The following is a 26,630-nucleotide window of genomic DNA, read 5'->3' as shown; positions in this document are numbered from 1 at the left end:
GGCGTGCGGGGACGAGGTCGATACCGATCACCTGGCCGGCCCCGCGGTGAGCGGCGATGCGGGTGCACATGTCACCGATGGGTCCGAGGCCCAGGACGGCCACGCTGCCGCCGGCCGGGATATCGGCGTAGGCGACGGCCTGCCAGGCGGTCGGCAGCACGTCCGACAGGAACACGAAGCGGTCGTCGGGCGGCCCCTCGGGAACGGGGATCGGGAGGGTGTCGGCGAAGGGGACGCGCAGATACTCGGCCTGCCCGCCGGGCACCTGCCCGTAGAGCTTGGTGTATCCGAACAGGCTCGCGCCACTGCCGTGTTCATGGACTTGGGTCGTCTCGCACTGCGAGTGGAGCCCCCGCTCACACATGAAGCAGGTCCCGCAGGACACGTTGAACGGTACGACGACCCGGTCGCCGACCTTCAGCTCCCGTACCTCGGGCCCGACCTCGGCGACCACGCCCATCGGCTCGTGCCCCAGGATGTCCCCCGCGTCCAGGAACGGCCCCAGCACTTCGTAAAGGTGCAGGTCGGAGCCGCACAGCCCGGTTGTCGTCACCTTGATCACAGCGTCCGTGGGATCGATGATCTGCGGATCCGGAACGGTCTCCACCGTCACGTTGCGGCGGCCCTGCCAAGTCACGGCTTTCATTACGCCTCCTCATGTCGGGTCCGCATTCCGGACCTTTCCGTCTACCCCGTCCTGGTACTCGCACGCACCGGGAGCACGGCCTCCGGATCACATACGAGGCCCGCTGATCTGCGAGAACGCCTAAGTGCGGTCCAGATGGACGTGGATGGTCTTGCCGCCTTGCCCTCCCGTATGCCGCACATCGACCTCTGTGCCGAGTCGGTTGACGAGGTGCCAGCCCCATCCGCCTTCCCCCTGCTGACCGGGGTCCCGTAGCCGGGGATCGGCACTGCTGGTGTCGCTGACGTCGACGTCCAGGCCGCCGTCGGGTGTCCTGTGCATTTCCAGCACGCAGCCGCCGGACGTGTGACGGACGGCGTTGGTGACCAGCTCGCTGATCACCAGCAGGGCCGTGTCGCGTGCGACGGCCGTGAACGCGCGGTCGCCCGCCTCCGACGGTTCCAGGAAGCCGCGGGCTGCGCTCCTGGCAGCGGCCGCGGCACCCGGACCGTTCAGCTCCAGGTGCAGGATCGGAAGGAGGGGCATGGATCGGCTCCGAAAGCCACGACGAGTCCAGGGGCGTACCGGGTGTGACGCCCTCCGTAGTGCCCCTGCCCCCTGCGGCCCGGCCCAGTCACCCCCGCAGGCGAATACCGGGCCGTGACGGGCGCGGGCGTTCACGTCACTCGTTCTGCTCAGCGTTCGCGATCACGAGACTCCCTCCGCAACGCGTCGTATCGGGCTGGACGGCACCGTGACCCGCCGAGCTGTTCCTTCCCGGGGCACGCCGGACGCAGCGTCGCGCTGTCTCCAAGCACCCACCAGCCGGATCCGGCTCCCGTCGTGCCGGTCGCCTTCGCAGCGGGCAAGGACGACCATGGAGCAGGGGCCGGCGGGGAGAATCGAGGCGTGTTGTGATGGCTCGTGACGCTGCGGAAGCGGCGCAGCAGTGAGCGCGGAGGAGACCGTCCCGGCGGTGCCGCAAGGCCTGGGACCCGTCCTGGCGTGGGTGCTCGAGCGCTCCCACGGTGCCTCCGCACTGGAGCTGCCCGGTGTGATCGGTGAGGCCGCCCGTCGGCTCGGGATCTCGCGGACCCGTCTCTACCTGGCCGACCTGCAACAGCGGCGGTTGCTCCCGCTGCCCCGGCCCGACCTCACGGCGGAGGAACGCAGAGGTCTCGACGTCGACGGCTCCCTCGCCGGTCTGGCCTACCGCACCCAGGAAGTGCAGTCGACGCGCGGCGGGGACACGACCTGGTTCCCCATGGTCGACGGCATCGAGCGGATCGGGGTCATGCAGACCCTCACCTCCGGCCCCGACTCCGGCCCCGACTCCGGACTGCTGGAGGCGGGCCGTGCGCTGGCGAGCCTGGCGACCCTCTTGGTGGTGTCGAAATTCACCCACCACGACCCGCTCGTCCGGGGGCAGCGGGTGCGGCCGATGACCCTCCAGGCGGAACTGCTGTGGGCGTTCCTGCCGCCCCGGACCATCGGCACCGCCCTGGCCACTTCCTCTGCCGTGCTGGAGCCCGCGTACGACATCGGGGGCGACGCCTTCGACCACTGCTTCATCGACGGGGTCCTTCACCTGACGCTGGTCGACGCGATGGGTCACGACCTCGCTTCCGGGGGCGCCAGCGGCGCCGCTCTGGCCGCGTGCCGCTCCACCCGCCGCTCGGGCGGCGACCTCCCCGACATCGTCTCCGCCATCGACCGCACGCTGGCCCAGTGGATCCCGGACCGGCTCATGACCGCCGTCATCGCCGAACTCGACACCGCTCAGGGGGACTTCACCTGGATCAATTGCGGCCATCCGCCGCCGCTCCTCATCCGCGACGGCCACGTGCTGCAGAACGCCCTCGAACGCCCGCCCCATCTCCCCCTCGGCTTCGGCTTCCACACCCCGGTTCCACCGGCACAGGAACACGTGCGGCTCCAGCCCGGCGACCGCGTTCTGATGTACAGCGACGGCATCACCGAAGCGCGCTCCCCCGAAGGCGACCTCTTCGGCGAGGAACGCCTCGCCGACACCGTCATCCGCTCCACCGCCTCGGGAGACAACGCCCCCGAAGCACTGCGCCGCCTCGTCAACCTGCTCATCCACCACCAGCACCACCTGCGCGACGACGCGACGATCTTGCTCATCGAATGGCACCCCTTCCCCCGGACGCACTGACCGGGCCGGCCCGGGGGTGCTCCGGCCGGAAGCGCGATCGCCCGACCGGGCCGTCCGTGTTAGATGTGCGTGAGGCAGGGCAGGCGCAAGGAGCGATCCTCTCCGAGGAAGGCGCATACCGACCGCGACGGCTCAGGGCCCAGGCGGCTGCTCGTACGGCATGGGCGGGCCTGGCCCGGGGCGAAGGGCCCCCTCCGCAGCCGTCGGAAGGGAGTCTCGTCATGTCCGGGCGGAGGCTCTCCCACGAGGAGAAGAAGGAACTCGCCGGCATCGAAACCGCTCTGCGCGACGACCCGTGGTTCCGCGTGCTCTCTTCCGAGTACGGCCTCGTCCCCGCTCACGGGAAACGGCGGGGGGCCGGGGCTGGGTCCTGGAGTCTTCCTGCCGCATTGTGGTGCGCCGTGTTCCTGTCCTTGGCGCTGCTCGTGCCGGCCGCGGCCACGTCGGCTCCGCCCCTGATCGCGGCTTTCGCCGTCAGCTACGCGATGACGTCGGGTCTCCTGGTGGCCCTGGTACTCCGGTGGTGCGCCAGGCATCCCGACGGCCCGGAGCACTGACGCCGCCGCGCGGCTGTCATTCCGTTGCCCGGTCCAGGGTGAACAGGGCTCCCTGCGGATCCCGCAGTGCGACCTGCGAGGGCCGGCCGGTATCGGCCGGGCCGGGCACCTGTGTCGCCCCCTGTGCGAGGGCGCGCTCCCGTGCGCCGTCCAGGTCGGCGACCTTGAAGTGGACCAGCCACCGGGGACGGTCGTGGGACTGCTCGGCAGCCGCCTCGACGGGCCCGCTGTTCAGCCTGGCGACCGCTTCACCGGCGCTGCGCAGCACCACCCGATCGTCCTCGTAGGAAGCCGCGCAGTACCCGGGAACGTCCTCGCCCCACTCCAGCACCGGCCCGTAGAACAGGGCCGCGTCGAACGCGTCGCGGGTGAGCAGCTCCAGCCAGGCGGGGGCCCGCCCGCCGCCGACGCTCCACCCGGACAGCACAGGCCCCTCCCACAGGCCGAACCCGGCGCCGTCGCGGTCCGCCACCAGGGCTGCCCTGCCGGATCCGTAGGACACGGGGCCGACACCCACCGTGCCCCCTCGTTCCCGTAGCCGTGCGACCGCGTCGTCGGCGTCCTCCACCGAAAAATACGCCGTCCAGGCCACCGGGACGGCCAGTTCGCCGGCGATCGCCCCGAGGCCCGCGACGGGCACGCCGCCCAGCTCCGCCACCGAGAACCCGTCCCGGAGACCACCGGGCCTGAACGTCCAGCCGAGCACCGTTCCGTAGAAGGCCTCGGCAGCCTCCAGGTCGCGCGCCATCAGGCTCAACCAGCACGGGGCACCGCGGGTCCGCGCCGCCACGAGGGCCATGGTCACCACCTCCCGTTGCCGGGCCGTACAAGGAATACGGTCATCGTTCTGCCCGCCTCGACGCACGACCTGCCCTCGTCCCGAACACCGCGCGAGGGAGCGGTCCAGGAGCGAGGCCCAGCACCTACCCGCCTCGGGTCGCCGTACTCCCCAAGACGTGGAGCCGGGTTCGCTGGGGCTGTCCCGGGCCCACGTCGACAAGGCACTGTCCCGCCTCGTCGAGTGGGGACTGGCGACCAGGTCGGCGGACGAGCAGTTCACCGCGGCGCCGCCGGCCATGGCGCTCGGCGCGCTCATCAGCCAGCGCCGGGACGGGCTGCGCATGGCCGAGCACGCACTGGGTGACCTTCGCCGAGGAACACCGGGCGGCGATGACCGGGAACAGCATCAGCGATCTGATCGAGGTCGTCACGGGTGTCGACGCGATCCGCCACCGCTTCCTCCAGGTGCAGCAGGCGGCCCGCACGCAGGTCCGAAGCTTCATCACCGCTCCGTTCGTCGCTCTGTCGCCCGACGAGAACACGGCAGGACCGGGTGGCCATCGGCCGCGGTGTGCACTTCCGGGCGGTATTGGACCGGGCCGTGCCGGCAGAGCCGGGCATCATCGACGATGCGATCGATTCACTGCGCAAGGGCGTGCAACTGCGTGTCGCCGACGAGCTGCCGATGAAACTCGTGCTGGCCGACGCCGACCTCGGCCTCGTCCCGCTCACGGGCACGCCGGACGGAGAGCCCGGGGCCGTACTGCTGCACCGCAGCGGCCTGTTGGACGCGTTGGACGCACTGTTCGAGACGGTGTGGCGCACCGCCCACCCGCTCGAACTCTCGGGCACCGGTGGGGAGGCCGAAGCCGCCGTCGAGCTCGGTGCGACGGGCCCGGCCGATCTCGACCGGAGGATCCTCGCGCTCCTCCTGGCCGGCCTGACCGACCAGACGGCCGCGGCACAACTCGGTCTGTCACCGCGGACGCTGCACCGACGCCTGCGCCACCTCACGGACATGGCCGGAGTACGAACCCGGATGCAGTTCGGTGGTTACGCCGTCCGGCACGGCTGGGTGGGGCCGCTCTGACACGCTCATACGCGGTCGAGGCGGTCCGCGCCGTCGAATCCGAGACCGCAGGGCGGCCCGGTGAACAGACCGAGGAGGCCGGTTTCGCCTCCGGGAAGGCCGCCACGCCCCAGTCCCCCCGAGGCGGCGGGTGCGCCCGAGGTGACGGTGGAGGCCGGCACCGGTGAGGGCGGCCCAAGGCCCGCCCCCGACCGCCGTCTTCAGGCTCGGGCGCTGGTTCCGCGGGCTTCTTTCAGCGGCGACGTGCGCAGGTCCAAGCCCCCATGCCCTGGATCTTGGCGAGTCTCTCCGCCGTCGCGATCTGCTGCGCCTTCGTGGCGAGGTCCGCGCGTGGTGCGTACTTGCGGCCTCCTGCCGCTCTCCAGCTCGACTGGGTGAACTGCAGTCCGCCGTAATGGCCGTTGCCGGTGTTCGCCCGCCAGTTACCGCCGGATTCACACCGTGCGATGGAGTCCCAGTCGCGGTTCTGTTTGGAGTGCACCACAGCGGCGTCAGCCCCGGACGCATTCAGCAGCATCACAGTCAACAAAACGACAGGGGCGAGCAGTTGGCCGATCGCGCTCCGGCTGCACCGGTCCTTGCGTTGGCTCGACATCAGTCCTCCTTCGCTGTTGGGGCGGGCCTGCCACGAACAGCGGGTGGGCCCGCGCACGACCTCCTTCGGGTCGCTGCCACAGCACAGCACGGCGCTGCGTACCTTCAGCGGCACTTGCCGTCGGCGAAGGAGTGACGCCACCCGAACGGACGCCACTGCCTCCAGAACCAGTGGCAGCGGTCAAGCGCACTCGACGACCGGCGTCCGGACGCGCACGTCCTCGTACCCCGCAGCGACGGCATGCGGCCCGTGACCGTGACTCCGTCCACCCGGGCGACCGGAGCAGGCGGTCAGCCGTGTTGCGGCAGCATCGCCGGTTCCAGCCGGTTGACGGCGATCATCTCCTCCGCCGCCAGCAGCGCGCCGTGGGCGCTGGGCTGGCCCATCACGACGCAGAGGGCGTACGCGGCCTCCTCCAGCTGGCCGCGCATGCCGGCGTCGTCGGGAGCCGCCAGCGCGCGGCGGCGGGCGGCACGCAGGTGGTTCACGTGCCGACGCAGGTCGTCCGGGTGTGGCGGCGACCAGGAACCGGGCGGAACATCCGGCAGGGTCCGGGCCCGGGCGAGGCAACGGCGCAGTGCGTCCTCGAAGGCGGCCGGGACGGGGTCACCGATGCGCGCGGCCAGAACGGCTTCGGCCGTCTCGTGGAGGCCGATTCCCGCGGCCACGGCCACCTCTGCCAGGATCCGGCGGGCCCTGGACGCGGTACAGGGGACAAGGGCCATGAGCACACCCGAGGCCCCGGCAACGGCGCCCCGGGCCTCCTGAGCTCCGGACGGTCCGCCCGCCCGCACGGGAGGCGCCACGGACGTCCGGCCCTGCTGTACCGGTTGTTCCATCCGTCCGCTCCTTCGCATCGGTGTTCATGGAGTCCTGCTGTGTAGCAGGCGGAAACGATGCCGACGGGCGAACACGCCGTTCCCATGGCCTCGATCGCCCGATCCGGCTCCGTCGCGGGCTCCCGGTTGACGCCTCGTACGGCCTCGCGTCCGGGCCCCTCGTCCACCGTGCCCGGGTCGGGGCGGCCGGCCTGACCGGACTCGGGTACACGTACGGCGCGTCGTCGGACGCGCCGTCGGATGGGCCGTCGGATGGGCCGTGCTCAGGTCCGGCGCTCGGGTCCGGCCGGGATTCAGTGGCCGAGAGCGCGCTTGGGTTCGGACTTGTCCATCTTCGACTTCTGCGGTCAGCCCGCCGCGCCGTCGACGCGCAGACGCACCTGCTCCTCCAGGCGGGCGAGACTGCTGTCGAGGGCTTCGTTCGCCGCCCGTTCCCCGGGATCGGTCTCCCCGGTGAGGAAGGAAAGGTGCACCGTCACCTCGGCGGGACCCCCGTCATGGCCGGCCACCTGCAGCCACCCGGTGTACCCGCCGTTCTCGCGGCTCCCCCATTCGAGCCGCATCTGGTCCGCCCTGGCGCGCAGAACGGCCGCCTTGTCGCCCTCGGCGCCGTCCTCACGCACGCGCACAGCCGGCAGCGTGTCGGCCTGCACATGCAGTTCGCGAGGGAGCCACTGGTCCATCTGCCCGACGTTGGACGCCTGGTCGAAGACGTGCTCCGGCAGGGCGGGCATCGTACGGGACCGCTCGTACTCGGTCATGGGATCGCACACCTCTCGTTCGTTCGGCATCGTCCGTACCGGCGTCTGCCCGCCCCGGTCGCCGTCACGCACACGCCACGGCACAGCGGCGCCGCTACGGCGCAGGCCGGGCGAGGTGGGCCTCGGCCGCGAGGACGGCCTCGTGCACGGTCGGCCGCCCCATCAGCACGCACAGGGTGCAGGAGACGTCATCCATGGCGCGCAGCGCCGCGGGATCCCCCGGCGTGACCCCGAGGCTGGCCCGGCAGCCCCGCATCCGCGTCAGGGCCTCCTCGACCCTGGTCCTGGTCGGCAGGAGCCCGACGAGCGGCCACGCCGGCCGTCCGGAGGTACGAGCCGCCTCCATCGCCCGGCGCACGGCCCGCTCCACGTGTACGGGCACCGGAGTGCCGCAGGAGCCCCCGACCACGGCCGCCGCCACGGCGTCGGGGGTCGTGCGCACGAGGTCCGCGGCCGCCGCGAGGATCCGGTGCGCGTCACGGACCCCGCACGGTGTCGCGGCCATCAGCATGCCCAACCGCCGGGGAGGTCGTCGGGGCTCCGGCCGGGGGCCCGGCGGGTGTGTCCGAAGCGATGCCAGCGGCGACGGTCGGGCGCGGAGGACGGTCACCGGCTGGAGACACGTGGGATCCCTTCGTCCAGGGCGAGAGGCGGGGGTGGTCCCGGGGCGTGACGTGACGAGACGCTTACGGAAGGTATTCCCGCGAGGCACGCGCCGGTACCTGCGGCACGCCGTGCCCGTGGCGGTTCCGCGCTCCGGAATTTCCGTGGGACGGCCACCGGTTCGCCCGGCCCGAGCCGTGGGATGGTGGGAGGGATGGACCAGCCTGGTTCCGTCGTATCGAGGCTTCGGCGCCCCCGCCTGCCGGACGGGCTCCCCTCGCGGCCTTAACGCGCCGGACATGTGCACGGCGCCCGCCGTACACCCGGACCAAGGCCCTTGCGGGTCTGCTGTTCAAGGCTGCCGCCCCCTAGGTGGGGAAGCCCCGTGACCTCCTGTCTTGCCCGGACCCAATTCCTGGGTGCCTACGCCGTACTGACCCTGTGTCCCGGCCCCCGCACCGGCCGGGCCGTGGAATGCCGTAGCCGACTCGCCCCGGCCCTCGCTCTGCTCCCGCCCGGCGTCACGTGTCTCGTCCTGGATCTGGGCCACGTAGCGGCCGCCGATGCGACCGACGTCCTGCCGGTCGTGAAGGCCTGGGCCGCGAGGCGCTCGGTTTCCCTGGTGCGAATCGAGCGCGATGACGCCCCGGGACGTCCGCCCGTCCGCCTCGTCCACATTCCGCGGTGCGAGGAGGAGCGCTCGTTGCCCCACACGCTCGCGGCGCGGGTGATCGTGCAACGGGCCACGGGAATCCGTCTCGCACACAGGACGGATCCCCCGTGCCGCGGCAGCTGACCGCCCCGGCACGGCCGACAGTCACCCGGTCAATGGCGCACGTGCTGTGCGCGATGGAGGAAAATGGGGGAACGGGCTGCCACAGGAGGTGAAGCGCCGTGGATCCTGTCCACCCCGACGACGTACCTTCCGGGGGCGGCGGTCCGCTCCCGCAGGACGGGGAGAAGGGCAGGCTGCACAGCCTGTTCAGCGGTGCGGTCGACGGCGTTGCCGGCCACGATGTGCCCGCTGCCCTGTGCCGGGCCTGCGTTGACCTGATGGACGTGACCGGAGCATCGGTGTCGCTGTCCGGTGAGGATCCCGACATCCGCACCTTGTGGTGGTCGAGCGACGAAGTGGCCGGCCGCCTCGCCGAAGCCCAGTACACCCTGGGCGACGGGCCCTGCGTCACCGCGCTCACCCACCTCGCCCCTGTCCTGGCCGCCGACCTCACCCGTGGGCCGGATGCCGTCCGCTGGCCCGTTTTCGCCCAGCAGGCCGTCGAACTGGGCGTGCGGGCGGTGTTCTCACTGCCGCTGCACCACAGCGCCGTCGCCATCGGCACCCTCGACCTGTACCGCGACCGGACCGGCGCCCTCTCCAAGAGCGACCGCTCCTTCGCGTTCCTCGCCGCCGACGCGATCACGACGGCCCTGCTCGCCCTCCAGGCGCAGGATTCCGGAAACGGCCTCGGAGCGTCCTGGCTGGACGAGGCGGAGACGGACCACGAAGAGGTCCACCAGGCCACCGGAATGATCATGGTGCATCTGGGAGTCGACCCCCACCACGCACTGGCCCGCCTGAGGGCCTACGCCTTCTCCCACGGACAGACCGTGACGGAGGCGGCGTTCGACGTCATCGCCGGGAGGATCACGTTCCATGACTAAGCCCGCCCCCACCCGCGGGCCGGAGGAGGGAAGCGGTGAAACCGGCATGAACACCCGCGAGCGACAGCTCACCGAAGCGTTCGTAGCGCTCAGTGACACCCTCGCCGACGAAGTGGACGGCCTCGTCCTCCTCGGCCGGCTCACCCGGCACAGCGTCGCCCTGACCGGCATCGACGCCGCGGGCGTCATGCTCGTCAACTCCCGCGGGCGCCTGCGCCCCACCACCGCCACCGAGCACACGGTCGAACTCACCGAGATGTGGCAGGCCCAGATCCGGCAGGGTCCCTGCATCGACGCGTTCAGCCGGGGCATCCCCGTACACGCCGGCGACCTCGAAGCCGACCGGGACCGGTGGCCCGATTTCGTCCCCCTCGCCCTCACCGCCGGCTATCGGAGCGCCCACGCGGTGCCCCTGATCGCCCGGAGCGAGACCATCGGTGCCCTCAACCTCCTCGCACAGCGGCCCACCCGGCTCGGCGAGGCCGAGACACACCTGCTGCGCGCCCTCGCCGATGTCACCACCACCGCACTGATGACCTGGAAGCAGGACAGTCTCCGAGCCGAGGACATCGCCACCCGAACCCAGGCCGTCCTCTCCGGGAAGGCCGTCTTCGACACCGCGACCGGGATGATCGCCGCGACCGCCGACATCACCCCGGCCCAGGCGGCCCGGCACCTCACCGCCTTCGCCGAGCGTCACCACCAGCGCCCCACCGAGATCGCCGCCGATGTCGTCCGACGCCGCATCATGCCCGGAGCCCTGCTGGGCGAGCTCTCGTGACGCCCACCGGCGCGAGAGGGACGGCCGGACCGTAACGCCCCACCGTCACGGGTACGTCGGTGAGGGCTCAGATGTCCAGGGATACGGCGACGGCGACGGACAGGGGTCATCGATCCGTGTCACTGGTGACCGTTCACGCCGTCCGCGATGAGGGAGCCACCGATGCCCAGCAGCCACACGTCCTTGGCCAGAGCGATTCCCTGCTGTGTGGGACGCAGGCTGCCTTCTTCACGCATCCCCGGCGTCCGCAGGTAGAGTCCTAGCGTGCCGACGGAGAAGGCGGTCAGCGCAGCCCCGGCGACAGCGGCAGGGACGACCGGCACGAGCAGCGCAGCGGCGATGGCGAACTCGCCGGCCGAGAGCAGCCGGACGAACTTCTGGGCGTCCTGCTTGCCCAGGAACGGGTAGGTGGTCGCAGCGAACTGCTGCAGTCCCTCAGCAGTCGCCTCGTCCGCGCGGAGCTTCGACAGGGCGGAATTCAAGAAGAACGTCCCTGCCGTCAGCCTCAGCGGCAATTGCCTCGCAGCGGGACCCCACGCCGAACAGGAAGCCATGCGGAACCTCCCAACATCGACCCCCACCTACCACCCTGGCACGCCCTCGGACCGTGTCAAACGGGCGTCGCCGCTCTCCGGGAGCCGACGGGGGCACCGCATCCCGTCGCACCGCTGTTCCCGCGCGCCGTCGCGGAGCGTGCGGTACCGCACGCCCTGCCGGCGGCCTCTGCAGGGGCGAGGTCTCCGCCGCGATTGCTGGGAGGGCGGATCAGGCGGCGAGCCGGGGTCGCCGCGATTCGGCCTGCCCGGAGCGGAGGGCGCCTGCGAGCCGGGGCGTGTCGATACCCTGAGCCCCGACGGGGCGGACATTCGGAGGGGAATCGCGTGAGTGTGGGGGATTCGTTGTCGCAGGTGCCGCGGATGCGGCTGGACGAGCTGCTGGACGAACTCCAGGTGCGCATCGACGCGGTGCGCGGCACCCGGGACCGGGTCCACAGCCTGCTGGAGGCGGTCGTGTCGGTGGGGCGGGAGCTGGATCTCGCCCAGGTGCTCCGTCGGATCGTGGAGGCAGCCGCCCTGCTGGTCGACGCCGAGTACGGCGCGCTGGGCGTCATCGGCCCCGACGGCCGCACCCTGTCGCAGTTCCTGACCGTGGGGCTCACCGAGAAGGAGATCGCGGAGATCGGCCCGCTGCCGGCCGGCCACGGCCTGCTCGGGGAGGTCATCCATCACCCCGAACCCCTGCGCCTGACCGATCTCGGCGCGCACTCCTCCTCCTACGGCTTTCCGGCTCACCACCCGCCCATGCGCACCTTCCTCGGTGTGCCGATCCGGGTCCGCGACGAGGTGTTCGGCAACCTCTACCTCACCGACAAGCGCGGCGGGATCGACTTCGACACCGAGGACGAGACGGTCATCTCCACCCTCTCCGTGGCGGCGGGCGTGGCGATCGACAACGCGCGACTGTACGAGGGCTCACAGCGCCAGCAGCGCTGGCTCAGGGCAAACGCGGAGATCACCGAGAGCCTGCTGTCAGGCAGTTCGCGCCCGGCGGTGCTGCAGCTCATCGCCCGCCGTGCGCAGGAGATCACCGCGGCCCGCCTCGCGGACATCTCCATGCCGGTGGCAGGGATCGACGGCCTGGTCGTGGAGTTCGCGGCCGGCGCTGACAGCGAAGCCCGGCAGGGGCTCGTCGTCCCGTTCGCCGGGACGCTCTCGGGAGCGGCACACCGGACCGGCCGGTCCGTCGCGTCCCTGCACGCCTGCGATGATGACCGGTATCCGGCCGATGTCCAGGTGCAGGACGGACTGGGGCCTGCCGTGGCGGTGCCGCTGGGGACTGCTGCCGGAGCGAGCAGGGGTGTTCTGCTGCTCGCTCGCCCGGTGGGGGAACCGGCGTTCGGTGAAGGAGAACTGGAGCCGCTCGTCGCCTTCGCGGGTCAGGCGGCACTCGCGTTGGAGCTGGCCGAGCGGCGCCGGGACGCCGAACAGATCGCTCTGCTGGAGGAACGTGACCGGATCGCCCGCGACCTGCACGATCTCGCCATCCAGCGGCTCTTCGCCACCGGCATGACCCTGCAGAGTGCCGCCCGCCTCGTCGAACACGAGGGGGCTGCGGAACGGGTCGGCCGTGCGGTCGACGACCTGGACGAGACAATCAAAATCATCCGCTCGACGATCTTCGGACTCCGCACGAAGGACCGCGAGAGCGGCCCCGGCCTGCGGGCTCGCGCCGCCCGTGCCGTCGGCGACGCCGCCACAACCCTCGGACATCCGCCGCGCCTGAGCATGGAGGGCCTGCTCGATACCGACGTACCGCCGCAGATCGCCGACCACGTCATGGCGGTGCTCGGCGAACTCCTGAGCAACGCCGCCCGCCACGCACAGGCGACCCGGGTCGGCGTGACCCTCAAGGCCGGGCAGGGCGAGATCACGCTCACCGTCTCGGACAACGGCAGGGGCATTCCCGTGCAGGGCCGCAGAAGCGGCCTGCTCAACCTCGCGGAACGAGCCGAGGGCCTGGGCGGGACCTTCACCGTCGATGCGCCCGACGAGGGAGGCAGCAGGCTCATCTGGCGGGCGCCGTTGCCCACCGGGAGCTGACGCCCCGGTCACGGCGCGTCCCGGGCGGCCGGCGCGGGCCGCCGCGGCGCCTCTGCCTCCAGCCTGAATCCGGTGACGAGATCGGGGCGGATCCGCAGAGCGCCGGCCATGGGCTGTGCCACCCAGGGGCGCAGAAGTTCCGCATAGCGGTCCACCTCGCCGGAATCGGCCACCGGGCTCGCGTACCCCGTGACGACCACGCTCCACCCGAGGTGCGTGTCGGGGTCGATGACATCGGCTTCGTAGGCGACCACCACGCCGGGAACGTCGGCGGGTGCCACGAGGGAGGCGAGCGCACCGTCGTCGTGGATGCGGATGATGATGTCCCCGTCCTCGACGAGGTGGTTGACCGGACGGACGGCGGGCAACGCGTGCTGCGTGAAGACGATGCGTCCCAGGGACACCGTCGCCACCAGCCGGAGCGCCTCGGCCCTGTCCAGCTCCCGCATGCGCCGGGCAGGCGTCGTCTCACGCACTCGGCCGTCGGCGCGTCGCGTGCCATCCTGGTCCATGATGCGCACCTTCGTCGAGTACCCGATCGGTCCTTGCCGCTTTCGATTCACCAGCCTCCCTCCCCCTCCGGTGAGGGAGCCAGGGCCGAACGGTCCCCTCAGGGCTCCGATTCGGACGACGTCGCGATCACGCGACGACGAGCCGAAGATGTCTGTCGGCACCGAGCACCCGCATGGATTTGACCACCGGGGGCGGCACATCGCAGAGGAGGAGCCGCGTTCCCGAAGCACGACAGCGACGGTTCAGACGGAGGAAGAGGTCGATTCCGGCGCTGTCGCAGAAGGAGAGGCCGCACAGGTCCAGAATGAGGTTCCGGTGGCCGGCCCGTGCGAGTTCGTGGAGGCACGGCTCCACCTGCTCCACCGTGAAGAAGTCGAGCTCGCCGGACAGGGTGACTCCCAGACCGCGGTCATCACGCGTCATGGTCCTCAGGTCGATCAAGGCGGTCGTCATGGGATCCTCCGCGCTGCGTGCGGCTCCGTCGAGTCGCGCCGTCCCGGTGCCCCTTCAGTTCATCCGGTGGCGCGTGCACCCGGTAGGTCCGGCAGGCCCTCCGGGCAGGGCCGAAGGTCCCTCTTCGCAGGGCCGACCGGGTCCCAGGCGCGCCGGGCACGGACGGATGAGGGCCGATCGGCCCTGTCCGTTCTGCCCGCCCGGGAGGCAGGATGCTGAAGTTCGTGCGCCCAGGACGGACCCGGCGAAGGAGTTGCGTCATGACCGACAGCGGTGCCCTCCCCCCTACGAAGACGCCGATCACGGTCTTCCTGCTCGACGATCACGAAGTCGTGCGCCGCGGAGTGCACGACCTGCTGGACGCCGAGCCCGACCTGACCGTGGTCGGTGAGGCGGGTACGGCGGAACAGGCGCTGATCCGCATTCCCGCGCTGCGCCCCCAGGTGGCGGTGCTGGACGTGCGGCTCCAGGACGGCGACGGCGTGAGCGTGTGCCGTGAGCTGCGCTCCCGGATGCCCGAGCTGGCCTGCCTGATGCTCACGTCGTTCGACGACGAGGAGGCACTGCTGGACGCCGTGATGGCGGGGGCCTCCGGATATGTGCTGAAGCAGATCTCCGGCACCGACCTGGTCACCGCCGTCCGGACGGTGGCGTCCGGGCAGTCCATGCTCGATCCCGGAGCCACGACCCGGCTCATGGCCCGGATGCGCGGCGACGTCCCCCAGGAGGATCAGGTCCCCGGTCTGCCGGGCTTCACCGACCGGGAGAAGGAGATCCTCGTCATGGTCAGCGAGGGGCTCACCAACCGGGAGATCGGCAAGCGGATGTACCTCGCGGAGAAGACGGTGAAGAACATCATCTCGCGCCTGTTCGTCAAGCTGGGTGTGGAGCGTCGGGTGCAGGCCGCCGTCATCGCCAGTCATGCTCTGACCCCTCCGAACCGGCGCCCGGTCCCGTCCGCCGAGTGAAGGGTGCCGCGGCGGGTGGGAGGGGGCAGGGCGCACCGTACAGTCGCGCACCCCGCCCCTCCGCTCCCCCACCCCGGGACGGTCAGGAGTGCGGGACCACGGCGACCGGGCAGGCCGCATGGTGCAGGACCGCATGGGCCACGGATCCGATGCGCATTCCTATCGACGACTCGCGCGCCCGGCGGCCGACGACGAGGAGCTGCGCGTCCGACGCCGCGCTCAACAGGACCTGCCCGGCGCTGCCCCGCTCCACGTGCGCGACGACGTCGACCTCGGGGTACCTCAGCCGCCACGGCTCCAGCGCCTGCTCCAGCGCGGCCTTCTCGTACGGCTCCAGACCGCCGAACTGGTCGGCGATCCACATCGAGCCCGGGCTGTAACCGTAGACCGGGGGCAGGCTCCAGGCGCGGACCGCGCGGAGCGTGACCTTGCGTGAGGCGGCCGCCTCGAAGGCGACGCGCAGTACCTCGGCGGATTCCTCCACGCCGCCCTGCTGGCCCACGACGACCTCGCCCTCCTCCGGCACGGCCACCGGCCTGCCGTGCGCGGAGCGGACCGACACCACGGGGCACTCGACGGCAGCGATCACCTGCTGGCCGTAGGAGCCGAGCAGGAAGCCGGCCAGAGCGCTGTGCCCGCGAGTGCCGAGAACGAGCAGCTCGGCTCCCTTGGCGGCGTGCAGCAGCGCCGGCACCGCGGCGTCGGAGAGGATTTCGGCGGTGACGGTGAGCCCCGGGTACCGGTGGGTGAGCTCGCCCTCGGCCTCCCCCAGGATGTCCTCGGCGCGACGCGCTTCGGTGCTGCGGTCCTGGACGATCGGGACGGCGAGCGGCTGCCACAGCCAGGCGTGGACGACATGCAGGGGCAGGTCACGCCGTACGGCTTCGCATGCGGCCCAGTCGGCCGCGGCCCGGCTTTCCGGGGATCCGTCCACTCCGACGACGAGGGTGCGCTTCACAGGTCTGTCCTCCGTACTGATGCGCGAGGCATCGGGGTCGGCCGTCAGGGGGAGCGGCACCGGCCGGGGGTGCCGGCGCCGCTGACACCACCTTGGCCGCGACGGTCCGTCCCACACAGGGGCCGACAGTCCCTTCCCGAGGGCCGGTCCTCCCCTCGCGACGGGAACGGGGCGAGGGCAGAGTGTCGGCATCGGCTCAGTCGACGAACGTCCCGGACCGCCGCACGGAGGAGCGGACATGACCGCGTATCCCCTCTCGGAGCTCGACGCCCACTGGCGCGCAGCCAACTACCTGGCAGTCGGCCAGATCTACCTCATGGACAACCCGCTGCTGCTCGAACCCCTACGTCCGGAGCACATCAAACCGCGGCTTCTCGGCCACTGGGGCACCTCCCCCGGCCTCAATCTCGTGCACACCCACCTGAACCACGTGATCAAGGAGCGGTCCCTCGACGCCCTGTGCGTCTGGGGACCCGGCCATGGCGGCCCCGCCGTCCTCGCCAACTCCTGGCTGGAGGGCACCTACACCGAGACCTACCCCGGCATCACGCGGGACGCCGCGGGCATGGGCACGCTGTTCCGGCAGTTCTCGTTCCCGGGCGGCGTGCCGAGCCATGTGGCACCGGAAACACCGGGATCCATCCATGAGGGCGGCGAGCTCGGGTACGCCCTGTCCCACGCCTACGGGGCCGCCTTCGACCACCCGGGGCTGCTGGTCGCCTGCGTGATCGGCGACGGCGAGGCGGAGACGGGCCCGCTGGCCGCGTCCTGGCACGCGAACAAGTTCCTCGACCCGGTCCACGACGGCGCCGTACTGCCGATCCTCCACCTGAACGGCTACAAGATCGCGAACCCGACGGTGCTGTCCAGGATCCCCGAGGCGGAGCTCGACGCCCTGCTGCGCGGCTACGGCCACGAGCCCCTTTACGTCACGGGCAGCGACCCCGCCCTCGTCCACCAGGCCATGGCCCGGACGATGGAGCACGCCCTGGACCGCATCGCGCTCATTCAGCGTGAGGCCCGGACCGGCGGCACCGACCCCGGCCGGGAATACCCCCGCTGGCCGATGATCGTCCTGCGCACTCCCAAAGGGTGGACCGGCCCGGCAACCGTCGACGGCGACCCCGTCGAGGGCACCTGGCGGGCCCATCAGGTGCCGCTCGCCGGGGTGCGCGAGAGCCCCGAGCACCTGAGGCAGCTGGAGGACTGGCTGCGCTCGTACCGGCCGGAGGAATTCTTCGACGCCGACGGACGCCCCACCCCGCAGGTCCTCGCCCGTGTCCCCGAGGGTGATCGCCGCCTGGGCGCCGTCCCGTACGCGAACGGCGGCCGGCTGCTGCGGCCGCTGCCGATGCCGCCGCTCGACGCCTACGCCGTCCCCGTCGACAAGCCGGGCGGCACCCTCCACGAACCGACCCGCGTCCTGGGGCACTTCCTCACCCGGATCATGCAGGACACCGCCGAGCGGCGGGACTTCCGGGTCGTCGGACCCGACGAGACCGCCTCCAACCGCCTCGACGACCTGTACGAGGCCACCGGAAAGGCCTGGCAGGCCATCACGGAGGCCACGGACCGGAACCTGTCCCGGGACGGCCGGGTCATGGAGATCCTTTCCGAACACGTCTGCCAGGGCTGGCTGGAGGGATACCTCCTGACCGGCCGCCACGGGGTCTTCTCCACGTACGAGGCCTTCGCGCACATCGTCGACTCCATGGTCGGCCAGCACATCAAGTGGTTGAAGACCTCGCGCGAACTGGCCTGGCGCGCGCCGATCGCCTCCCTCAACTACCTGCTCACCTCACACGTCTGGCGCCAGGACAACAACGGCTTCTCCCACCAGGACCCCGGCTTCGTCGACCACGTCCTCAACAAGAGCCCCGAAGTCGTACGGGTCTACCTGCCGCCGGACGCCAACACCCTGCTCGCCGTGGCCGATCACGCCCTGCGCAGCCGCGACCAGGTCAACGTCATCGTCGCCGGAAAGCAGCCCTGCTTCGACTGGCTGCCGCTGGACGAGGCCCGCACCCACGTGACGCGTGGCGCCGGCGTGTGGGAATGGGCGGGCACCGACCACGGCTCCCGCGAACCGGACGTCGTGCTCGCCTGCGCCGGCGACGTGCCCACCATGGAGGTGCTGGCCGCCGCGGCCCTGCTGCGCGAACACCTCCCCTCGCTGGCCGTCCGGGTCGTCAACGTCGTCGACATCGCCCGTCTGATGCCTCACGAGGAACATCCGCACGGCTTGACGGACACCGAGTACGACGCGCTCTTCACCACCGACCGGCCGGTGATCTTCGCGTACCACGGCTATCCGTGGCTCATCCACCGCCTCGCCTACCGCCGCACCGGCCACCCGAACCTGCATGTGCGCGGGTACAAGGAGTCTGGTACGACGACCACCCCCTTCGACATGGTGGTGCGCAACGACATGGACCGCTACCGGCTCGTCATGGACGTCATCGACCGCGTCCCCGGCCTCGGGGGCCGGGCCGAGGGGCTGCGCCAGGCCATGGCCGACCGGCGCATCCGCCACCACGACTGGATCCGCGAGCACGGCACGGACCTGCCGGAGATCGCCGATTGGGCCTGGCCGTACTGATCGGCCCGGCCGACGGCTCACGCTCGCCGTCAGCGACGCGGGGAGGGCAACCGCAGGGAGAACCAGACCGCCTTGCCCTCCGCTGTCGGCAGCGTGCCCCAGGACTTGGCGAGGGAGTCGACGAGAAGCAGGCCTCGGCCCGATTCCGCGTCCGGGGCGGCGAAGCGGGCCTGGGGAAGCACCGGGCTTGCGTCACAGACCTCCACGCCCAGTTCCCGACCGGCCTGCCGCAGCCGGAGCCGGAGGGGCCCGCTGCCGTGGCGGACGGCGTTGGAGAGGAGCTCGGAGGCCAGCAGACAGGCCGTCTCACGCAGCTGCTCGTCGTCCCTGCCCCACGCCGCCAGGGTGGCACGCAGGAAGCGCCGACCCTCGGCCACGCTGCTCGGGGCCGCGTCCAGGACGACGGACCGCGAGGTGGCAGGGGTCTCGGGGATGCGCACGAGGAGCAGGGTGACATCGTCCGGGTTGTCGTCGGCGTCCGGGAGCAGATCGGCCAGCAACCGGTCCGCCACGGCCTCCAGGGATCCGGCCGTCGCGAGGCCCTTCTCCAGGGATCCGGCCGTCGCGAGGCCCTTCTCCAGCGCCCCGGCCAGCCCGTCGACCTGCTCTTCGATGTCGCTGCCCGGTGTCTCCACCAGCCCGTCCGTGTAGAGAGCCAGCACCGAGCCCGGCGCGACCGCGTGCCGGCTCTCGTGGTGGGGTACCTCGCCGACCCCGAGCGGCACGCTCACCTCGACCGGCAACCGGCTCACCTCGCCACCGGGAGCGGCCAGCAGGACCGGCAGGTGTCCGGCCGAGCACACCGTGATCTCGGCCGCGTCCGCGTCCACGACGAGGTAGCAGCAGGTGACGAACTGGTCCGGCAGTTCACTCACCACCGCGTCAAGGGCACGCATCAGCTGCCAGGGCGGCATCCCGGTCTTCGCCAGCGCGTGGGAGGCGGACCGCAGTTGCCCCATGACGGCAGCGGCGTCCAGCCCGCGTCCCATCACGTCGCCGATCATCACGCCGACCCGGCCGCCACCCAGCGGAATCAGGTCGAACCAGTCCCCGCCCACCCCTGCGCCCTGGCGGGCGGGGAAGTACCGGCTCGCCGTCGGCATCCCCGGCACGTCCGGCGGTGAGCCCATGAGGCTGCGCTGGAGGGTGAGAGCGACATGGCGCTGCTGCTCGTAGAGCTGGGCGAGCATCTCCTCGGCGGCTTTGCGCTCCGTGACGTCGCGGATGGCCGCGGAGACGAGCGTTCCGTCCGGGGTCTCCAGGGGGCTCAGGCTGATCTCGACCGGGAACTCGCGCCCGTCGCGGCACAGGCCGTGCAGCTCCAGCCCCGCGCCCATGGGTCTGACCTGCCGGTCGACGAAGTAGCCGTCGCGGTAGTCGGAGTGGTGGCCGCGGAACCGGTGGGGTACGAGCACCTCGACGGGCCGTCCCAGCAGATCCTCGCGGGCGTAACCGAAGAGCGCCTCGGTCTGCGCGTTGACCAGCTGGATGACGCCGCTCTCGTCGACGATCACCATCGCGTCGGGGGCCGCCTCCAGCAGGGCCCGGAAACGTTCCTCGGCGGCCCGGCGCTCGCTGACGTCCCGCACGGCGGCCGAGATCAGCAGGCCCTCGGGGGTCTCCAGCGGGCTCAGGCTGATCTCCACGGGAAACTCACGCCCGTCGCGGCGCAGGCCGTACAGCTCCAGCCCCGCCCCCATCGGGCGCACCTGACGGCTGGCCGCGTAGCCCAGCCGGTGGCGGGGATGCTGGCCACGGAACCGCTCGGGCACCAGCACATCGATGGGGTGCCCCAGGAGTTCCTCCCGGGGGTAGCCGAACAGCGCCTCGGTCTGGGCATTGACCAGGCGGATCACCCCGGCGTCGTCCACGATCACCATCGCGTCCGGTGCCGCTTCCAGCAGAGCCCTGAAGGGCTCTTCGGTCGTCGCTGCCATGCTGCGCCTCGCACTCGCCGGATCCAGCGGAAGGGAACATCCGACCACGCGGCTGAAAACCGCACCCCGGAATGACCGGGATCCGTCGTCAATTGACCGTCTGTGAACATGCCCGCAACGCCTGGGAGGGCCCGAAAAGCGCCCGCCGCCTTTCCTGCAGCCCCCGTGCCGCAGCGGGGCCGAGACTGCCCTGAGACAATGCGTACGAACGAGACATACGCGGAGCGGAACGACCACAGGGGTGTACATGTCCGACGCACCAGCACCCTCTGTCTCGTCCGGGGCGCCCATCAGAGTCTTCCTCCTGGACGACCACGAGGTCGTACGCCGCGGCCTGCACGACCTGCTGGACGCGGAGCCGGGCATCGAGGTCGTCGGCGAGGCCTCCAGCGCGGAGCAGGCGCTCGCCCGTGGGCCCGCGCTGCGCCCGGACGTCGCGGTGCTCGACGTCCGGCTGCCCGACGGTGACGGGATCACCGTCTGCCGCGAGCTGCGCTCGCGCATGCCGGAGCTGGCCTGCCTCATGCTGACGTCTTTCGACGACGAGGAAGCTCTGCTCGACGCGATCATGGCGGGCGCGGCCGGCTACGTCCTCAAACAGATCAAGGGCTCCGACCTCGTCTCCGCCGTTCGGACGGTCGCGACGGGGCAGTCCATGCTGGACCCGGCGACGACCGCCCGTCTGATGCGCTCCCTGAGGGACCCGGATACGGCCAAGGCCCCCGAGGACGCCCGTCTGGCCGCCCTTTCCGAGCGTGAGCGTTCCGTGCTCGAACTGATCGGGGAGGGACTCACGAACGCACAGATCGCCAAGCGGCTCTACCTGTCCGAGAAGACGGTCAAGAACCACATCTCCCGGCTGCTTGGAAAGCTCGGCGTGGAGCGCCGGGTCCAGGCTGCCGTCATCGCCGCCCAGGTCCACGAGCATGAGCATGAGCATGAGCACAAGAAGGGTCACCGCTGAGAACCGCCGTGCCGGCTCAGCGGGGCGGTTCGGAAAGGGATCCCGACAACGGGATCCGCCACTCCAGTTCCGTCCCCTGACCGCCCTGTCCGCGCGCCGACACCGACAGTTCACCGCCGAGCCGCTCGGCCCTCTCCGCGAGATTGCGCAGCCCGCTGCGCCCGGCGCCCTCCGCGACACCGATCCCGTTGTCGGCGACCGTCACGGTGAGTACGCCTGCGGCGGCCGCGATGGACACCTCTGCCCGGGTGGCCCGGGCATGGCGGGCCACGTTGGTGAGCGCCTCCCCGATCACGGCCAGCACCTCGTCCGCGACCGGCGGCGGCACGTCGGTGTCGATCAGGCCCTCCATCCGCAGGGCCGGCGCGAAGCCCAGGGCCGTCGCGGCCGCGTCGGCGGCCTGGACGGCGCGGAGCCGGAGCTTCGGCGCCGCTCCGGGGACCTCCCGCTCCCGGAGCCCGAAGATCGTCGACCGGATGATCTTGATGGTGGCATCCAGGTCGTCGATCGCCCTGGCCAGCCCTTCAGCCGCCTCCGGGTGCTCGACGAAGCGCTGGGCACTCTGCAGGGTCATCCCCGTTGCGAAGAGCCGCTGGATCGCCAGGTCGTGCAGGTCGCGGGCGATGCGGTCGTGATCCTCCAGCAGGCTCATCTGCTCGGCATCCCTGCGCCGGTCGGCCAGTTCGAGGGCCAGCGCGGCCTGACCGGCGAATCCGGGCAACGCGGCCACCTCTGCGGTGGAGAACGGTGAGCGGCCCCGGCGCCTGGCCAGCATGAGAACACCGGCCAGCTTCTCCTTGGTCCCGACCGTGACGGCGACGGCGGGGCCGAAGCCCGCCCAACGTTCCGCCTGCGCGGTGATCCGGTCGTCGGTTTCGGCGTCGGCAACGGTGACCAGCCCGTTCTCCTCCCCCAGGGCGGCGGCGGCCAGGGTCCCTTCGCTGCTCGGCAGCACGATGCCGCGGTGGGTCTCGGCGCCTTGCCCCAAGGCCAGTGAGCCACGCAGCTCCCCGCCCGGGCCCACCTGGTAGAACACCCCGATGTCGGATCCGGTGATGTCCCTGGCCCGCTCCAGCATGCCTTCCAGCACCTGGCTCTCGGGCGAACCGGACAGCAGCTCGCTGGTGAATTCGGAACTGGCGGCCAGCCAGCGCTCCCTCAGGCGGACCTCTTCGAAGAGACGCGCGTTCTCGATGGCGATGCCGGCCGCCACCGCGAGCGTGGACAGGACCGTCTCGTCCTCTTCGTCGAAGTCGCCGCCGCCGCGTTTCTCGGTCATGTACAGGTTGCCGAACACTTCCTCGCGGACCCGGATGGGGACGCCGAGGAAGGAATGCATGGGTGGGTGGTGCGCGGGAAAGCCGTACGAGGCGGAGTGCTCGGACAGCTCCGCGAGCCGCAGGGGTTCCGGGTGGCGGATCAGCTCTCCGAGGATGCCGTGACCGGAGGGCAGATCACCGATTCGGGCGCGCAGGTCGTCGCTGATGCCGACAGGGAGGAACTGGGCGAGCTTCCGGTCGTCGCCGATGACGCCGAGGGCGCCGTACTCCGCGTCGACCAGGACCACAGCGGCTTCGACGATGCCCCGCAGAACCTGGGGCAGGTCGAGTTCCCGGCCCACGGACATCACGGCTTCGAGGAGCCCGTTGACCCGGTCCCGCGTGCCGCGCACCTCATCGATGCGCAACTGGAGCTCGTCGAGCAGTTCGTCCAGTTTCAGCCGCGGAGCCTTCGGCCCGGCCCCGGCGCGGTCGTCCCCGCCCATGCGTACCTCCAGCGGTGCCCCGGTGGTGCACCCCGTCGTCCGTTCTCACGGTAGCCCGGAGCCGCCGTCCCCGCCCCGGGTGCCGCGGCGCACCGGCGGCGGAACAGCCACGAGCAGCCGTAGTCCGAGCCTGCGCCGGCGGGCTCGTCCGCTGCCCGGGCCAGGGGGAGGTGCCACTCCTTGACCGGGTCGATTCCGACGACGGTGTCGCGGCGTTCCACGGCGGCCGTCAGGACTCACCCCCGTTGTGGGCAGCGGTGCGCGGGATGAGCAGCACGGGGCAATGGGCGTGGTGCAGGAGGCTGTGGGTGTGCCACCCGAGGGTGGGGCCCATTGCGTCGTGCGAGCGTCGTCCGCCCATCACCAGCAGGTCGGCGTGGTGCGATGCCTCGACGAGGACTCCGGACACCGAGACGCTCTTCTCCGCGTCCGCTTCCACGGTCAGTTCCGGGAACTCGTCACGGATCCGGTCCGTCACGGCGGTCAGGTGCCGCATCTGCTCACCGGCCATCTCCTCGACGTCATCGAGCATGGTCACGACGCTGCCGACGGACTCGAGGACGTTCCACACGTGGAGGAGCCTCAGCTCGGACTTGCGGATCCTGGCTTCGCGCGCCGCGTGGCGGACGCTGTTCAGGTCGCGCTCGTCACGGACAGCGGCGAGCACCACACCGGTCGTCGCGTCGTCGGTTCCCCTGACCACGACGACGGGTGTCTTCGCCCCTGCGGCGACCTTCAGCCCGACGGAGCCGAGCAACAGGGAGCTGAACCCGCCCAGACCCCGGTTGCCGACCACGATCGTGCCGTGCCGGGCGGCAGACCGGTGCAGGCTGGGGACGGGGGCGATGCGGCTGAACTCGGTGGTCACGTGCAGGTTCGGATGCAGCTGCGCGACCGTGGCGGCGGTCTCGTGGAGCAGTTCACGCCCGGCGCCACGGCCGCGTTCGATGCTGTCCGCCGAGACGTACAGGTCCCGGCCTTCGGTGTCGGCCGCGTAGACGATGTGGAGCGGGCTTTCTCGGCGATCGGCTTCGGCCGCCGCCCACAGGGCCGCCCGCCGGGCGGGCTGCGAGCCGTCGACACCGACGACGACACTGCCGAGTTCCGAGCCGGTGACGTTGTTGTTCATGGTTCCTCCTCGCCCAGAGCCACGCGGGGTCACCTCCTACGCTGACACCACCGCCCCCGGCTCGCGGAGGGCCACTCAGGACCGTCGTGGGACCAAAGGTCCCTGTCACGGCACCTGCACGAAAGCGTTCCTGCCAGTGGGTCCGACCGGCCCCTCCCGGGGCCCGTTCGGCCCTGCCCGGCACAGAGTCGGCCGGCGCATCGTGGGCCCGGAAACAGCTATCCGCGGATCGCGGGACGCGGCAGGAGGTACCGATGAAACAGATCAAGGTGGCAGACCTGATGACCGACGAGGTCGTCTCCGCCGTCTCGGGCACGACGTTCAAGGAGGTGGCGAAGCTGCTCGCGCAGCACGACATCACCGGGCTGCCGGTACTCGACGGCGAGGACCGGGTGATCGGCGTCGTCTCCGAGAGCGACTTGCTGCACCGGCAGGGCGCGGCAGCCCTGGTCGAGCAGGATTCCGTGGAGAGGGCTGCCCTGCCCGAGACGGCGTTCACGGCCGGTGAGGTCATGTCTGCGCCGGCCGTGACGGTCCGTGCCGACGAGACCGCCGCGGAGGCCGCCCGGCTGATGTCCCGCCGCGGTGTGGAACGGCTCCCCGTCGTGGACGAGGAGGACCGGCTCGTCGGCATCGTGACACGGCGCGACCTGCTGAGACTCTTCCTCCGGCCCGACGCGGAGATACGCCGCCGTGTGGTCGAAGACGTCCTCACGGACACCATGGGGCTGAGCGCCGCCGCGGTCGAGATCCATGTCGTCGACGGCATCGTCACCCTGGAAGGGACGCTCGAACGACAGAGCCAGGTCCCCGTGCTGACCCGCCTCACCGAACGGCTCGACGGAGTCGTCGCGGTCGCGGCCCGCCTGACCGCCCGCTTCGACGACACCCGGCTCGCACCACCCGAGCGCGCCACGCAGGGCATGCCCTGGTGACCGCTGGTGAGGACAGTCTCCGGGCGGCGCATCGCCCGACCCGCGACCCGGCCCCGAAGGACCGGGCACGGGCGGGGCCGATCGGACCCCGCGGAGGGCCGGTCGGCCCCTCGGCGGCGGCGCCCTCCCTGTACCAAGCTGGAGGAGGCAGGGAAAGACCGATCGCGCACGCCGTGACGCACCAGGTGACCACCCCGGTCGGCGTGGTCGCCCGCGACCGAGGTCCACCGCACAGTCAGGAAAGTCCCATGACCACATCGCTCCCGGAAACGAAGGAAATTCTTCCCCTGATCGCGGACGCCGTCGCGGCTCCGTCCATGCACAACGCCCAGCCCTGGAAATTCGTCCACCACCCGCGGAGCGGAGTCGTCGAACTGCACGGCGACCCCGGCCGGGCCATGGCCCACGCCGATCCCGATCACCGCGCCCTCCATCTGGGCTGCGCCGCGGCGCTGTTCAACCTGCGGGTGTCGGCCACCTGGGCCGGCTGGGAGCCGGTGGTGGAGCTGTTGCCCGACAGCGGCGATCCGTGGTTCCTGGCCGAGGTGCGCCTGCGGAAGACCGAAGTGGCGGACCGGTCGCTGGCGGCCTTCCACGCCGTCGTACGGCGGCGCCATTCGAGCCGGTTCCCCTTCTCCGAGGAGCAGATACCGCCCGCGTTGCTGGACGGGCTGCGCTCCGCCGCTCTCCTGGAGGGCTGTCGCCTCGCCGTACCGGACGCCTGGCATGCCGAGACCGTCCTCGGTCTGGTCCACGACTCCGAGCACCGCGAGGAGATGGACCCCCTGCTGCGGGCGGAGACGAAGGCCTGGACGCACGCCGGGACCCCGGACCAGCAGGTGCGTCCGGACGGCATCCCCTCTTACGCGTTCGGCCCCAAACAGTCCGGCCGGGGAACCGCCGTACGCGATTTCGGCCGTTCGGAGCCCGTCCCGGGCCGCGGCTGGGCCGCCTTCGAACGGCGCCCGCATCTCGCCCTGCTGGGCACGTCCGGTGACCATCCCGAGGACTGGCTGCGAGCCGGGCAGGCCCTTGAGCGGGTTCTGCTCCAGGCGACCGCCGACGGTCTGGTCACGTCCATGACCTCCCAGCCTCTCGAATGGCCCGAACTGCGCTGGACGGTACGCGATCCCGGCGCATCGATGAGCCATGTCCAGATGGTCATCCGGCTCGGCTACGGCCCCGAGGGGCCGGCGACCCCCAGGCGCCCGGTGGCCGACGTGCTCGACATCCGATGAGCCCGCGCGCCCGCCGTCCCACGACGTCGCCGGCCACCCTCCGGTTGCGCGATCCGGCGGGCGTGCAGGAAGGCCGGCGCAGGCGCACCGTCACGGGGCGCC

Annotated in this window: 26 protein-coding genes; 11 read left to right on the top strand and 15 right to left on the bottom strand. The window is 71.4% G+C overall.

Going from position 1 to position 26,630, the window contains the following annotated elements; translation table 11 throughout:
* Together ACWGIU_RS03625 and ACWGIU_RS03620 are read right to left on the bottom strand one after the other, a co-directional pair.
* Positions 1–646: alcohol dehydrogenase catalytic domain-containing protein (locus tag ACWGIU_RS03625; protein WP_453702036.1), on the bottom strand; the 646-nt coding region annotated here is incomplete at its 3' end.
* 120 nt (positions 647–766) lie between these two features.
* Positions 767–1,171, bottom strand: a complete 405-nt coding sequence (locus ACWGIU_RS03620; protein WP_453702034.1) for an ATP-binding protein — start codon at positions 1,169–1,171, stop codon at positions 767–769.
* A gap of 403 nt (positions 1,172–1,574) precedes the next feature.
* On the opposite strand from ACWGIU_RS03620, the gene ACWGIU_RS03615 reads away from it, so the two are divergent.
* The gene (locus ACWGIU_RS03615; RefSeq protein WP_453702032.1) at positions 1,575–2,801 is read left to right on the top strand and encodes a PP2C family protein-serine/threonine phosphatase; all 1,227 of its coding nucleotides are present in this window, start codon (positions 1,575–1,577) and stop codon (positions 2,799–2,801) included.
* Between the two features lie 221 nt (positions 2,802–3,022).
* On the top strand, positions 3,023–3,358 hold the full coding sequence (locus tag ACWGIU_RS03610) for a hypothetical protein (RefSeq protein ID WP_453702030.1): 336 nt from the start codon (positions 3,023–3,025) through the stop codon (positions 3,356–3,358).
* 16 nt (positions 3,359–3,374) lie between these two features.
* Here ACWGIU_RS03610 and ACWGIU_RS03605 read toward each other — a convergent pair whose 3' ends face one another.
* Positions 3,375–4,157, bottom strand: coding sequence for a VOC family protein (locus tag ACWGIU_RS03605; protein WP_453702028.1), 783 nt, complete (start codon positions 4,155–4,157; stop codon positions 3,375–3,377).
* 124 nt (positions 4,158–4,281) lie between these two features.
* Entirely contained in the window at positions 4,282–4,641 is a 360-nt protein-coding gene (locus tag ACWGIU_RS03600) for a hypothetical protein (protein ID WP_453702026.1), read from the bottom strand.
* Positions 4,642–4,691: 50 nt separating this feature from the next.
* On the opposite strand from ACWGIU_RS03600, the gene ACWGIU_RS03595 reads away from it, so the two are divergent.
* Positions 4,692–5,228, top strand: a complete 537-nt coding sequence (locus ACWGIU_RS03595) for a winged helix-turn-helix transcriptional regulator (protein ID WP_453702024.1) — start codon at positions 4,692–4,694, stop codon at positions 5,226–5,228.
* A 232-nt stretch (positions 5,229–5,460) separates the two neighbouring features.
* Here the strand turns inward: ACWGIU_RS03595 and ACWGIU_RS03590 are convergent, their stop codons facing one another.
* From ACWGIU_RS03590 to ACWGIU_RS03575, 4 genes are all read right to left on the bottom strand, one after another.
* Positions 5,461–5,745, bottom strand: coding sequence for a transglycosylase family protein (locus ACWGIU_RS03590; RefSeq protein ID WP_453702038.1), 285 nt, complete (start codon positions 5,743–5,745; stop codon positions 5,461–5,463).
* A 368-nt stretch (positions 5,746–6,113) separates the two neighbouring features.
* Positions 6,114–6,662 (bottom strand): DUF5133 domain-containing protein, encoded by a 549-nt coding sequence (locus tag ACWGIU_RS03585; RefSeq protein WP_453702022.1) that lies wholly within the window; start codon positions 6,660–6,662, stop codon positions 6,114–6,116.
* Positions 6,663–7,009: 347 nt separating this feature from the next.
* A complete protein-coding gene (locus ACWGIU_RS03580; RefSeq protein WP_453702020.1) occupies positions 7,010–7,423 on the bottom strand; it encodes an SRPBCC family protein in 414 nt (137 codons plus the stop codon).
* 94 nt (positions 7,424–7,517) lie between these two features.
* Positions 7,518–7,928: a DUF5133 domain-containing protein gene (locus ACWGIU_RS03575; protein WP_453702019.1), complete on the bottom strand. Its 411-nt coding sequence runs from the start codon at positions 7,926–7,928 to the stop codon at positions 7,518–7,520.
* Between the two features lie 992 nt (positions 7,929–8,920).
* On the opposite strand from ACWGIU_RS03575, the gene ACWGIU_RS03570 reads away from it, so the two are divergent.
* Positions 8,921–9,688 carry a GAF and ANTAR domain-containing protein gene (locus ACWGIU_RS03570; RefSeq protein ID WP_453702017.1) on the top strand — a complete coding sequence of 256 codons (768 nt, stop codon included), beginning with the start codon at positions 8,921–8,923 and terminating at the stop codon, positions 9,686–9,688.
* Positions 9,681–10,469, top strand: a complete 789-nt coding sequence (locus ACWGIU_RS03565; protein ID WP_453702015.1) for a GAF and ANTAR domain-containing protein — start codon at positions 9,681–9,683, stop codon at positions 10,467–10,469. Before ACWGIU_RS03570 ends, ACWGIU_RS03565 begins: the two co-directional genes overlap by 8 nt.
* A 119-nt stretch (positions 10,470–10,588) precedes the next feature.
* Here the strand turns inward: ACWGIU_RS03565 and ACWGIU_RS03560 are convergent, their stop codons facing one another.
* Positions 10,589–11,023 (bottom strand): hypothetical protein, encoded by a 435-nt coding sequence (locus tag ACWGIU_RS03560; protein WP_453702013.1) that lies wholly within the window; start codon positions 11,021–11,023, stop codon positions 10,589–10,591.
* 363 nt (positions 11,024–11,386) lie between these two features.
* On the opposite strand from ACWGIU_RS03560, the gene ACWGIU_RS03555 reads away from it, so the two are divergent.
* Positions 11,387–13,069, top strand: a complete 1,683-nt coding sequence (locus ACWGIU_RS03555; RefSeq protein WP_453702012.1) for a GAF domain-containing protein — start codon at positions 11,387–11,389, stop codon at positions 13,067–13,069.
* Between the two features lie 8 nt (positions 13,070–13,077).
* On the opposite strand, the gene ACWGIU_RS03550 is transcribed toward ACWGIU_RS03555, so the two are convergent.
* Both ACWGIU_RS03550 and ACWGIU_RS03545 read right to left on the bottom strand, forming a co-directional pair.
* Positions 13,078–13,581, bottom strand: coding sequence for a pyridoxamine 5'-phosphate oxidase family protein (locus ACWGIU_RS03550; protein ID WP_453702010.1), 504 nt, complete (start codon positions 13,579–13,581; stop codon positions 13,078–13,080).
* A 127-nt stretch (positions 13,582–13,708) separates the two neighbouring features.
* Positions 13,709–14,035, bottom strand: coding sequence for an STAS domain-containing protein (locus ACWGIU_RS03545; RefSeq protein WP_453702008.1), 327 nt, complete (start codon positions 14,033–14,035; stop codon positions 13,709–13,711).
* 260 nt (positions 14,036–14,295) lie between these two features.
* Between ACWGIU_RS03545 and ACWGIU_RS03540 the strand changes: the two genes are divergently transcribed.
* The gene (locus ACWGIU_RS03540; protein WP_453702006.1) at positions 14,296–15,003 is read left to right on the top strand and encodes a response regulator; all 708 of its coding nucleotides are present in this window, start codon (positions 14,296–14,298) and stop codon (positions 15,001–15,003) included.
* An 82-nt stretch (positions 15,004–15,085) separates the two neighbouring features.
* Here the strand turns inward: ACWGIU_RS03540 and ACWGIU_RS03535 are convergent, their stop codons facing one another.
* Positions 15,086–15,961: a universal stress protein gene (locus tag ACWGIU_RS03535; RefSeq protein WP_453702004.1), complete on the bottom strand. Its 876-nt coding sequence runs from the start codon at positions 15,959–15,961 to the stop codon at positions 15,086–15,088.
* A gap of 238 nt (positions 15,962–16,199) precedes the next feature.
* Between ACWGIU_RS03535 and ACWGIU_RS03530 the strand changes: the two genes are divergently transcribed.
* Positions 16,200–18,560, top strand: a complete 2,361-nt coding sequence (locus ACWGIU_RS03530) for a phosphoketolase family protein (protein WP_453702002.1) — start codon at positions 16,200–16,202, stop codon at positions 18,558–18,560.
* 29 nt (positions 18,561–18,589) lie between these two features.
* On the opposite strand, the gene ACWGIU_RS03525 is transcribed toward ACWGIU_RS03530, so the two are convergent.
* Positions 18,590–20,497: a PAS domain S-box protein gene (locus ACWGIU_RS03525; RefSeq protein WP_453702000.1), complete on the bottom strand. Its 1,908-nt coding sequence runs from the start codon at positions 20,495–20,497 to the stop codon at positions 18,590–18,592.
* Positions 20,498–20,744: 247 nt separating this feature from the next.
* Here ACWGIU_RS03525 and ACWGIU_RS03520 point away from each other — a divergent pair, with 247 nt between their 5' ends.
* On the top strand, positions 20,745–21,461 hold the full coding sequence (locus ACWGIU_RS03520; RefSeq protein ID WP_453701998.1) for a response regulator: 717 nt from the start codon (positions 20,745–20,747) through the stop codon (positions 21,459–21,461).
* A gap of 16 nt (positions 21,462–21,477) precedes the next feature.
* Here the strand turns inward: ACWGIU_RS03520 and ACWGIU_RS03515 are convergent, their stop codons facing one another.
* Together ACWGIU_RS03515 and ACWGIU_RS03510 are read right to left on the bottom strand one after the other, a co-directional pair.
* On the bottom strand, positions 21,478–23,226 hold the full coding sequence (locus tag ACWGIU_RS03515; RefSeq protein ID WP_453701997.1) for a GAF domain-containing protein: 1,749 nt from the start codon (positions 23,224–23,226) through the stop codon (positions 21,478–21,480).
* A gap of 229 nt (positions 23,227–23,455) precedes the next feature.
* A complete protein-coding gene (locus ACWGIU_RS03510) occupies positions 23,456–24,355 on the bottom strand; it encodes a universal stress protein (protein WP_453701996.1) in 900 nt (299 codons plus the stop codon).
* Positions 24,356–24,609: 254 nt separating this feature from the next.
* On the opposite strand from ACWGIU_RS03510, the gene ACWGIU_RS03505 reads away from it, so the two are divergent.
* Positions 24,610–25,290 carry a CBS domain-containing protein gene (locus ACWGIU_RS03505; RefSeq protein WP_453701995.1) on the top strand — a complete coding sequence of 227 codons (681 nt, stop codon included), beginning with the start codon at positions 24,610–24,612 and terminating at the stop codon, positions 25,288–25,290.
* A gap of 248 nt (positions 25,291–25,538) precedes the next feature.
* Positions 25,539–26,528: an Acg family FMN-binding oxidoreductase gene (locus ACWGIU_RS03500; RefSeq protein WP_453701994.1), complete on the top strand. Its 990-nt coding sequence runs from the start codon at positions 25,539–25,541 to the stop codon at positions 26,526–26,528.
* The last annotated feature ends 102 nt before the right edge of the window (positions 26,529–26,630 follow it).

It is taken from the genome of Streptomyces sp. NPDC054840 (assembly GCF_053611065.1).
The sequence above is the reverse complement of the archived record's forward strand: the minus strand, read 5'-3'. Positions and strand labels throughout refer to the sequence as shown.